Here is an 8486-nt window from a genome sequence, read left to right on the forward strand (position 1 = left end):
GCGTGTGCCACCCCCCGCCGGGCTGTCGCTGCTCTCAGCCTGACGCGCGCCACTGCTTCGCCCGGCCGCCGCTGCTCTCGGCTGGCGTGTGCCACCCCCCGCCGGGCTGTCGCTGCTCTCAGCCTGACGCGCGCCACCGCTTCGCCCGGCCGCCGCTGCTCTCAGCCTGACGCGCGCCACCCCCTCGCCCAGCCGCCGCCGCTCTCAGCCTGACGCGCGCCACCCCCTCCCCCTCCGCCGCCGCAATCAGCCCGACCCGCGCCACCACCTCACCCCGCCGCCGAAGCCCCCTGCTGCATCGCCACCGCCAACGCATGCTCCGTCAGCCGTGCCCCGTGCACCTCCTCGGTGATCCGCCCCCGCACGAACACCAGCACCCGGTCGCACACCTCCGTCAGCTCCGCGAGGTCGGTCGACGCCATGAGCACAGCCGCACCCCCCGCCGCCAACTCGCCGACGATCCGGTGCATTTCGGCGCGTACGCCGACGTCGACACCGCGTGTCGGATCGTCGAGGACCACGATCCTCGGCTCGGTGGCCAGCCACTTGGCGAAGACGACCTTCTGCTGGTTGCCGCCGGACAGTCGCGCCACCACATCGTGCGGTCCGCCACGCAGCCGCAGCCGCTCGGTCAACTCGACGGTGCGCCGGACCAGTTCTCCGCGTGACGGCGCGAAGCCGCCCCGCCCGAGCGCCAGCCAGCTCACCGACGTCGTGTTCTCCCACACCTCGCGGTCCACCATCAACCCGTACCGCTTGCGGTCGCTCGGCACGAAAGCGACCCCCGCCCGCACCGCGTCCCGCAGTGAGCGCGGCAGCCCGCGCCCGCCGATGTCACCCCGCCCCGCCGACACCGCCGTACGCCCGCACACCACCTCCAACGCCGTGAGATGCCCGGCCCCTTGGAGCCCCGCGAGCCCCACCACCTCACCCGCCCGCACGGTGAACGTCACGTCCGTCAGGCTCCCCGGCACGCTCACCCCGGACAGCACCACGGGCGGCGGCAGGTCGACCACGGTCCGCGTCCGGCGCACCGGCTGCTCGGGGCGGCGGCCCAGCATCGCCGAGACCAGTTCCGGCACGTCGACGTCCGCACGGTGTGCCCCGGCCAGCGCGACCCGCCCGTCCCGCAGGACTGTCACGCGCTGCGCCAGGCGCATGACCTCCTCCAGGAAGTGGGTGACGTACAGGACGGCGATGCCCCGCCCGGTCAGGGTGCGCAACACCCCTTCGAGCCGGTCGACGGCCGCCGCGGGCAGCGCCGAGGTCGGCTCGTCGAGGATCAGCAGCCGGGGTCGGCGCAGCAGCGCCCGCGCGATCTCCGTCAACTGTTGCTCGGCCAGGGGGAGTTCGCCGACCTCCGTGCCGAGGTCGACGTCCAGACCGAGTTCGGCGAGGACCGGCCGGGCCGCGCGGTCCATGGCGCCCCGGTCGAGCAGACCGAAGCGGCGTGGTGGGCGGTACGGGAAGAGGTTCTCGCGGACGGTGAGGTCGGGGAATAGGCTCAACTCCTGGGAGACGGTGGCGATCCGGGTGTCCTTCGCCAGCCGCACCGCCCCCTCGTCGGCGGCCAGCGTGCCCGAAAGGACGCGCACCAGCGTGGACTTGCCCGCGCCGTTCTCGCCGACCAGCGCGTGCACCTCGCCGCCGCTCAGCCGCATGTCCACCCCGTCCAGGGCGCGGACCCCGCCGTAGGACTTGAACAGCCCCTGGGCCACGAGGATGTCGTCGTACGACGTCATCTCAGCGCGCGTCCTTCAGGGGACGCAGCTGGGCGTCCTGGTCGCCGAGCAGTTTGTCGATCGTCGGCTTGTACCAGTCGTACGCCGCCTCCGGGGACTTCTGCCGGGCGATGATCTCGTCGATGACGGAGGAGTCGACGACCCCGCCGGGCGAGAGGAACCAACCGTCGGGCAGCTTCCCGTCGTTGTCGCGGACCGAGTCGATCAGGATCGCCGTGGACAGATAGCCCTTGAGGAAGTGCTGCGGGTCGATGGCGACGAAGTTCGAACCGTCCTTGACCGCCTCCAGGGTCTTCGGGTCGACGTCGAAACCGGCCGTCAGCCACTTGCCGTTCTTCTGCTTCTTGATCTTGGCGAGGTTGTAGCTGTCGGCGTCACCGACACCGAGGAACGCCAGCGCGTCCGGATGGGCGTTGACCTGCGCGGACCACGCGCTGTAATTCTGGCCGGGGTCGCTGTACGTCTGGAAGGGGCCGACGATCCGGACCTTCGGTGCCTCCTTGGCGAACGTGTCCTTGATGCCCTTGGCCCGGCTGTCCAGCACCGGCGTCCCCGGATTGGGCACGCCGATCGCGACCTCGCCCTCGGGGTCGTCGCCGAGCCGCTTCAGCGCCTCCTTCGCCATCAACTCGCCCAGCGCGTAGTTGTCGTTGCCGACGTAGAACCCGACCTTGCTCCCGTCGGTGGGGGAGGTGTCCAGGGCGACGATCGGGATGCCCTTGTCGACGGCCTGCGCGGCGGGGCGGGTGAAGATCGGCGGGTCGAGGTTCTCCAGGACGATGCCGTCCTTGGCGGTGGCGGTCAGGTTCTGGAACAGCTGCACCTCGGCCGGGCCGTCCGTGTTGGGTGGGCCGACCGCCTTGAAGTCGACGTTCTTCGCGTGGTCGGCGGCGCTCTCGGCACCCAGCACCATCTCGTGGGCGAAGTTGAGCGAGATGTTGGCCACCGCGATGCCCATGTCGAGCTTGCCGCCCTTGCCGCCGCCGCTGTCGCCGTCGCCGCAACCGGCGGCACCGAGCAGCACGAGAACACCGAACGCGGCAGTCACCGTATGAAATTGACGTTGCATCAGGGCCTCCCAGGCGACACGGCTCGTTCCAGGCGATACGGCTCATTGGCGGCGACGCGGCTTCGTCGACGGCGATACGGCTCATCGACGGCGACGCCCGGTCCGGCGCAGCGCGCTGTCCGCCGCGACGGCGACGAGGATGACCCCACCGGTCGCGAACGACGTCCAGTTGATGGGTACTTCGAAGAACACGAGCCCGGCGGCGACCATGGAGAGGATCATCGCGCCCGCCACCGCGCCGATCACCGAGCCCCGCCCACCGGCCAGCGGGGTACCGCCGATGATGCAGGCGGCGATGGCCTGCAACTCGTAACCCTGGCCGAGAGTCGGGTCCCCGGCACCGTAGAAGGCGAGGGCGAGGGCGGCGGCGCACGCCGTGGTGAGCCCGGACAGGGCGAGGGCCTGGACGCGGGTACGGACGACCGGGATGCCGCTGAACGCGGCGGCGTCGGGGTTGGACCCGATCGCCCGCACCCGGGCACCGAAACGGGTCCGGGCGAGGACCACGGCCAGCACGACGACCACCACGAGCAGCACCCACAGCGCGAACGGCACCCCGCCCGGATCACCGCCCGCGAAGGTGAAGAACGAGTCGCCCAGCGGCAGATCGGTGACCTGCCTGCCGTCGGCCAGCGCGAGCCCGACCCCGCGGAAGAGCATGAGCGTGCCCAGCGTCACGATGAACGACGGCAGCGCGAGCACCGTCGTCACCAGCGCGTTGAACACCCCGCACGCGACGCCGGTGAGCAGCATGACCGGCACCGCCGCCCAGGGCGCCCAGCCGTCCCGCACCAGCAACGCCCCGACGACCAGCACCATCGCGTACGTACCGCCCACCGACAGGTCCACCTCGCGCATCGCGAGCGCGAAGACCATCCCGCACGCCATCAGCGAGATGTAGACGGAGTTGTGCGCGGTGGACAGCAGATTGTCGGTGTCGAGGAAGTCCGGGTAGGGGATGCCGATCCCGGCCACCAGCAGACCCAGCACGACCAGCACACCCAGCTCGTCCCGCACCAGCCGACGGGACACGGACGTCAACGGCCGCGGCCGAAGCGGCTGTCGAGGATCGCGGGCGCGCTCGGCGTCGTCCACGGCACGCTCGGTCTCGGTCATCGGGCACCGCTCCCGGTACGTCTGGCGCTGGGGGTCGCCCGCAGCGTCGGCCCAACCGGCGCCGGCGGCAACACGGGCGTTCCAGCGAGTGGAATGCGCCCTTGCCCACCGCGGGGCGGGTCCGCACACTCGCCCCATGGAGACGCGTACCGCCCTGGTGACCGGCGCGGCACAGGGCCTCGGGCAGGAGTTCGCCGTGGCACTCGCGGGGCGCGGCTACCGGGTCGCCGGGCTGGACCTCGTGCCGCAGCCGGAGACCGCGGACAGGATCCTCGACTACCTGGAACTGGTCGGCGACGTCGCCGACGAGGAGGTGATCGGGGCCGGACTGGAGCGCGTCGTCGACCGGTTCGGCACACTGCACGTGGTCGTCAACAACGCGGGCGTGTACCCCGCCAAGCCCTTCGAGGAGACGACCCCCGAGGAGTGGCGCCGCGTGATGCGGGTCAACCTGGAGGCCCCGTACCTCGTCACCCGGGCCGCACTGCCCCATCTGAAGGCGGCCGGCTGGGGTCGTGTCGTCAACATCGCCTCTGCGGCGGTCTTCACCGCGCCGCCCACGATGGTCCCGTACGTCGCCTCGAAGATGGGTCTGATCGGCTTCACCCGCGCCCTCGCCGCCGCGCTCGCGCCGTACGCCATCACCGTCAACGCCATCGCACCCACCATGGTCCGCACCGCTACCGCCGAGCGGACCGTCGGCGCCGACGGCGGCTTCGCCCTCGTCCGCGACCGGCAGGCCGTCCGGCGCACCCAGGAGCCGTCCGACCTGGTCTCGACCCTGCTGTACGTGGTCGACGAGGGCAGCGGCTTCCTGACCGGCCAGACCCTCAACGTGTCAGGGGGCTCCGCCTACCTCTGACCGCTCCACCCACCCGCTCAACTCCTCCCTCAACGACCGCTGGAACGTCGTCAGCAGGGCCTGCACCACGATCGGGTGCATATGGGCCGACAGGGACCGCACGTCCGCGGTGTCCCGCTCGGACACCTCGCCGCGGAACAGCTCCGCCAGCTCGTGCGCCGCCACGCGCGCGTGCTCCACGAGCACGTTGCGCGCGGCCAGGATCGACTCCTGGGACAGCGGTACGTCGAGCAGTCGCACGCCGAGCCGCAGCAGCCCCGAGTCGAAGCGGAAGTCCTCCCCGTCGGGCTGTACGACGCCCATCGCCACGAGCCGCTGGACGTCGTCGTCGGCCAGTGGCCGCCCCGCCCGCCGCTCCAGCTCCCGCCGCTCGGCCGTCTCGGTGGTGTCCGGCGCCCAGGAGGCGACGACCGCGCGGTGGATCGCGAGATCGTGCGCGCTCAGGTCGGGCGGCAGCTGCCGCAGATACCGCTCGATCGCGGCCAGTGTCATCCCCTGGTGCTGGAGCTCCTCGATGAGTTCCAGACGCGCCAGATGGTCCCTGCCGTAGTGCCCCACCCGGCGCGGACCGATCACCGGCGGCGGCAGCAGACCCTTGGTGCTGTAGAAGCGGACCGTGCGCACGGTGACGCCCGCCTGAGCGGCCAGCTCATCGACGGTGAGGGTCGGCTTCTCGGTGTCGGCGGTGTCGGTCGTCATGTGCAGCAGTATCGCTGTCTCACCAGTGCTGTGAAACCTCCTGGGCACCCCTGCCGATCATGTGACATGTCCCGCGGTGTGAGGTCCGCCACCGCGTGGCCCGCGGGGTTCGGGGAAGGTGGCCCCTTGGTCTGTGCCTCCACCGAGCGCACAGGCCATACGTACGTCAGGACACCCGCGCGCGATCCGCCCGGGCGCCCCCGCACCAGAGAGTGGTACCCCCTGTGAGCAAGGACGCCGTGGACACGGCAACAGCCACCGAGGTGGCCCGGACGCCCGCGGACGCGGGTGACGCCGGCTACAGCAAGGACCTCAAGGCCCGCCACGTCAACATGATCGCCATCGGCGGCGCGATCGGCACGGGCCTCTTCCTCGGCGCCGGAGGACGCCTCCACGACGCCGGTCCCGCGCTCGCGATCGCCTACCTGGTCTGCGGCATCTTCGCCTTCTTCGTCGTCCGGGCGCTCGGCGAGCTCGTCCTCTACCGCCCGTCCTCCGGTTCCTTCGTGTCGTACGCGCGCGAGTTCCTCGGCGAGAAGGGCGCGTACGTCGCCGGCTGGATGTACTTCCTGAACTGGTCGACCACCGGTATCGCCGACATCACCGCGATCGCGCTCTACACGCACTACTGGAGCCTGTTCACCGACATCCCGCAGTGGACACTGGCGCTCATCGCGCTGGCCGTCGTCCTCGCCGTGAACCTGATCTCGGTGAAGATCTTCGGCGAGATGGAGTTCTGGTTCGCCATCGTCAAGGTCGCCACCCTGGTCGGCTTCATGCTCGTCGGCATCTTCCTGCTGGCCACCCAGCACCAGGTGGGCGGCACGACGCCCGGCCCGAGCGTCATCACCGACAACGGCGGCGTCTTCCCGCACGGCCTCATGCCCGTGGTCCTCGTCATGCAGGGCGTGATCTTCGCGTACGCCGCCCTGGAGCTGGTCGGCGTCGCCGCGGGCGAGACCGCCGAGCCGGAGAAGGTCGTCCCGCGCGCGGTGAACTCGATCATGTGGCGGGTGGGACTGTTCTACGTCGGCTCGGTCGTCCTTCTCGCCCTCCTCCTCCCCGGCTCCGTCTACTCGGCCGACGAGAGCCCCTTCGTCACGGTCCTGTCGAAGATCGGCGTCGAGGGCGCCGGAGACGTGATGAACCTGGTGGTCCTGACGGCGGCGATGTCGTCCCTGAACTCCGGCCTGTACTCCACTGGCCGCATCCTGCGCTCCATGGCGACGGCCGGCTCGGCCCCGAGGTTCACCGCCCGCATGAACCGCAGCCAGGTCCCCTACGGCGGCATCCTGCTCACCTGCGCGGTGTGCGTGCTCGGCGTCGGCCTCAACTACCTCATGCCCAGCCAGGCCTTCGAGATCGTGCTGAACGTCGCCTCCCTCGGCATCATCAGCACCTGGGTGATCATCATGGTCTGCCATCTGGTCTTCGTCCGCCGCGCGCGGGCCGGCCTGGTCACCCGCCCCACCTTCCGCCTCCCGTTCAGCCCGGTCACGGAGATCGCCACGATCGTCTTCCTGCTGGCCTGCCTCGGCATGATGGCGAACGACCCCGAAGTGGGCCGCAAGACCCTGCTGCTGATCCCGGTGATCGCGGCGATGCTGGTGGGCGGATGGTTCGCGGTGCGGCGCCGGGTGGCGCGGACGGCGGACCGGGAGCTGACCGAGTTCACGGGGTAATTCGGGGGCCGTTGTCAGTGGCGGCGCCTACGGTGGCGTCATGTCGGAGATCACTTACGTCCGGGGCGACGCCACCGTTCCCTCGGTGAAGGGCGTCAAGGTGATCGCCCATGTCTGCAACGACATCGGGGGATGGGGAAAGGGCTTCGTGCTCGCCCTCTCGCGCCGCTGGCCCGAGCCGGAGGCGGCGTACCGCGCCTGGCACCGGGGCAGGGCCGGGAACGACTTCGGGCTGGGCGCGGCCCAGTTCATCCAGGTCGAGCCGTATGTGTGGGTGGCCAACCTGGTCGGCCAGCGCGGCATCCGCACGGGCAGCAAGGGCGTCCCCGTCCGGTACGAGGCGATCGACACGGCGCTGGGGCGGCTCGCCGACAAGGCCGTGGCACTCGGCGCCTCGGTCCACATGCCCCGGATAGGGTGCGGACTGGCCGGGGGCAAGTGGTCCCGCGTCGAACCGCTGATCGCCGAGCGGCTGGTACGACGGGGGCTCGCCGTCACGGTCTACGACCACGGCGACTGACGGGCCGGCAAGGCAGGGAGGCGGCGGTATGGACCTCGTTCCGGTGGAGATCGGACCGCTGAACCCTCAGGTCCAGGACCTGGCGGTCGGGGTGGTGCTGTTCGCCGTCTGCTTCCTCTGTCTGGTTCCGCTGCTGCGCCGGATGAACCGGGTCCTGGCGGCGCGCGAGCAGGCCACGGACGGAGTCGCCGCGCGGGCCGAGCGGCTCCGGGCGCTCGCCGAGGAGAAGCGCGCCGAGGCGGAGGCCGAACTCGCCGACGCCCGCCATGACGCGGCCCGCACCCGTCAGCGAGCCGAGGCGGAGGGCGCCGCGCTCATCGCCGCGGCCCGCGCGGAGGGCCTCCGCGAACGGGACGAACTCCTGGCCCGGACGGCCACCCGCATCGACGCCGACCTGGCCACCGCGCGAGCCCGACTCCAGCACTTCCTGCCCGAGTTGGCGACGGAGCTGGCGAGCCGGGTGCTGGGCGAGCCGGTGGTGCCGCAGACGTCGAGCCGGGCGCCGGACGCCATGTGACCGGCCACCCCCGGATCCACTCCTGCGCCGCGAACGCCCTGCGGCACCCGACTCAGCCCTGTGCCGCGAAGGTCGTCCGGTAACCGGCTGAGCCCTGTGCCGCGAACGCCCCGCGGCTCGACAGGCTCAGCCGTCAGCTGCGAACGCCCCCGCGGCCCCACCGGCTCGGCCCTGTGTCGTGAGGGTCGTCCGGTAACCGGCTGAGCCCTGTGCCGCGAACGCCCCGCGGCTCGACAGGCTCAGCCGTCAGCTGCGAACGCCCCCGCGGCCCCACCGGCT

Annotated in this window: 8 protein-coding genes; 4 read left to right on the forward strand and 4 right to left on the reverse strand. The window is 71.4% G+C overall.

The window, feature by feature from the left end; genetic code table 11:
• Positions 1-269: 269 nt before the first annotated feature.
• The 3 genes from ACIHIX_RS38185 to ACIHIX_RS38195 all read right to left on the reverse strand — a co-directional run bounded on the left by ACIHIX_RS38185 (position 270) and on the right by ACIHIX_RS38195 (position 3927).
• Positions 270-1742 (reverse strand): sugar ABC transporter ATP-binding protein, encoded by a 1473-nt coding sequence (locus ACIHIX_RS38185; RefSeq protein ID WP_399964587.1) that lies wholly within the window; start codon positions 1740-1742, stop codon positions 270-272.
• 1 nt (position 1743) lies between these two features.
• Complete coding sequence (locus ACIHIX_RS38190; protein WP_399964589.1) at positions 1744-2790, reverse strand: sugar ABC transporter substrate-binding protein; 1047 nt, start codon at positions 2788-2790, stop codon at positions 1744-1746.
• A 102-nt stretch (positions 2791-2892) separates the two neighbouring features.
• Positions 2893-3927, reverse strand: coding sequence for an ABC transporter permease (locus ACIHIX_RS38195; protein WP_399964591.1), 1035 nt, complete (start codon positions 3925-3927; stop codon positions 2893-2895).
• A gap of 136 nt (positions 3928-4063) precedes the next feature.
• Here ACIHIX_RS38195 and ACIHIX_RS38200 point away from each other — a divergent pair, with 136 nt between their 5' ends.
• Positions 4064-4789, forward strand: a complete 726-nt coding sequence (locus ACIHIX_RS38200) for an SDR family NAD(P)-dependent oxidoreductase (protein WP_399964593.1) — start codon at positions 4064-4066, stop codon at positions 4787-4789.
• Here the strand turns inward: ACIHIX_RS38200 and ACIHIX_RS38205 are convergent.
• The gene (locus ACIHIX_RS38205; protein WP_399964595.1) at positions 4766-5488 is read right to left on the reverse strand and encodes a MerR family transcriptional regulator; all 723 of its coding nucleotides are present in this window, start codon (positions 5486-5488) and stop codon (positions 4766-4768) included. The two genes, ACIHIX_RS38200 and ACIHIX_RS38205, sit on opposite strands and share 24 nt — an antisense overlap.
• Positions 5489-5712: 224 nt before the next feature.
• On the opposite strand from ACIHIX_RS38205, the gene ACIHIX_RS38210 reads away from it, so the two are divergent.
• The 3 genes from ACIHIX_RS38210 to ACIHIX_RS38220 are packed head-to-tail and all read left to right on the forward strand — an operon-like array spanning position 5713 to position 8207.
• Positions 5713-7170 (forward strand): amino acid permease, encoded by a 1458-nt coding sequence (locus ACIHIX_RS38210; protein WP_399964597.1) that lies wholly within the window; start codon positions 5713-5715, stop codon positions 7168-7170.
• Between the two features lie 40 nt (positions 7171-7210).
• The gene (locus ACIHIX_RS38215) at positions 7211-7690 is read left to right on the forward strand and encodes a macro domain-containing protein (protein ID WP_399964599.1); all 480 of its coding nucleotides are present in this window, start codon (positions 7211-7213) and stop codon (positions 7688-7690) included.
• A gap of 28 nt (positions 7691-7718) precedes the next feature.
• On the forward strand, positions 7719-8207 hold the full coding sequence (locus ACIHIX_RS38220; RefSeq protein WP_399964601.1) for a hypothetical protein: 489 nt from the start codon (positions 7719-7721) through the stop codon (positions 8205-8207).
• Positions 8208-8486 lie beyond the last annotated feature (279 nt).

This window comes from Streptomyces sp. NPDC051913 (assembly GCF_044593635.1).
In the GTDB taxonomy this organism is placed as follows: domain Bacteria; phylum Actinomycetota; class Actinomycetes; order Streptomycetales; family Streptomycetaceae; genus Streptomyces.

Bases quoted from the DNA above. Each gene is read 5' to 3' on its own strand.
- ACIHIX_RS38220 (WP_399964601.1), top strand. From the start codon at position 7,719: ATGGACCTCGTTCCGGTGGAGATCGGACCGCTGAACCCTCAGGTCCAG.
- ACIHIX_RS38205 (WP_399964595.1), bottom strand. From the start codon at position 5,488: ATGACGACCGACACCGCCGACACCGAGAAGCCGACCCTCACCGTCGAT.
- ACIHIX_RS38195 (WP_399964591.1), bottom strand. From the start codon at position 3,927: ATGACCGAGACCGAGCGTGCCGTGGACGACGCCGAGCGCGCCCGCGAT.
- ACIHIX_RS38215 (WP_399964599.1), top strand. From the start codon at position 7,211: ATGTCGGAGATCACTTACGTCCGGGGCGACGCCACCGTTCCCTCGGTG.
- ACIHIX_RS38200 (WP_399964593.1), top strand. From the start codon at position 4,064: ATGGAGACGCGTACCGCCCTGGTGACCGGCGCGGCACAGGGCCTCGGG.
- ACIHIX_RS38185 (WP_399964587.1), bottom strand. From the start codon at position 1,742: ATGACGTCGTACGACGACATCCTCGTGGCCCAGGGGCTGTTCAAGTCC.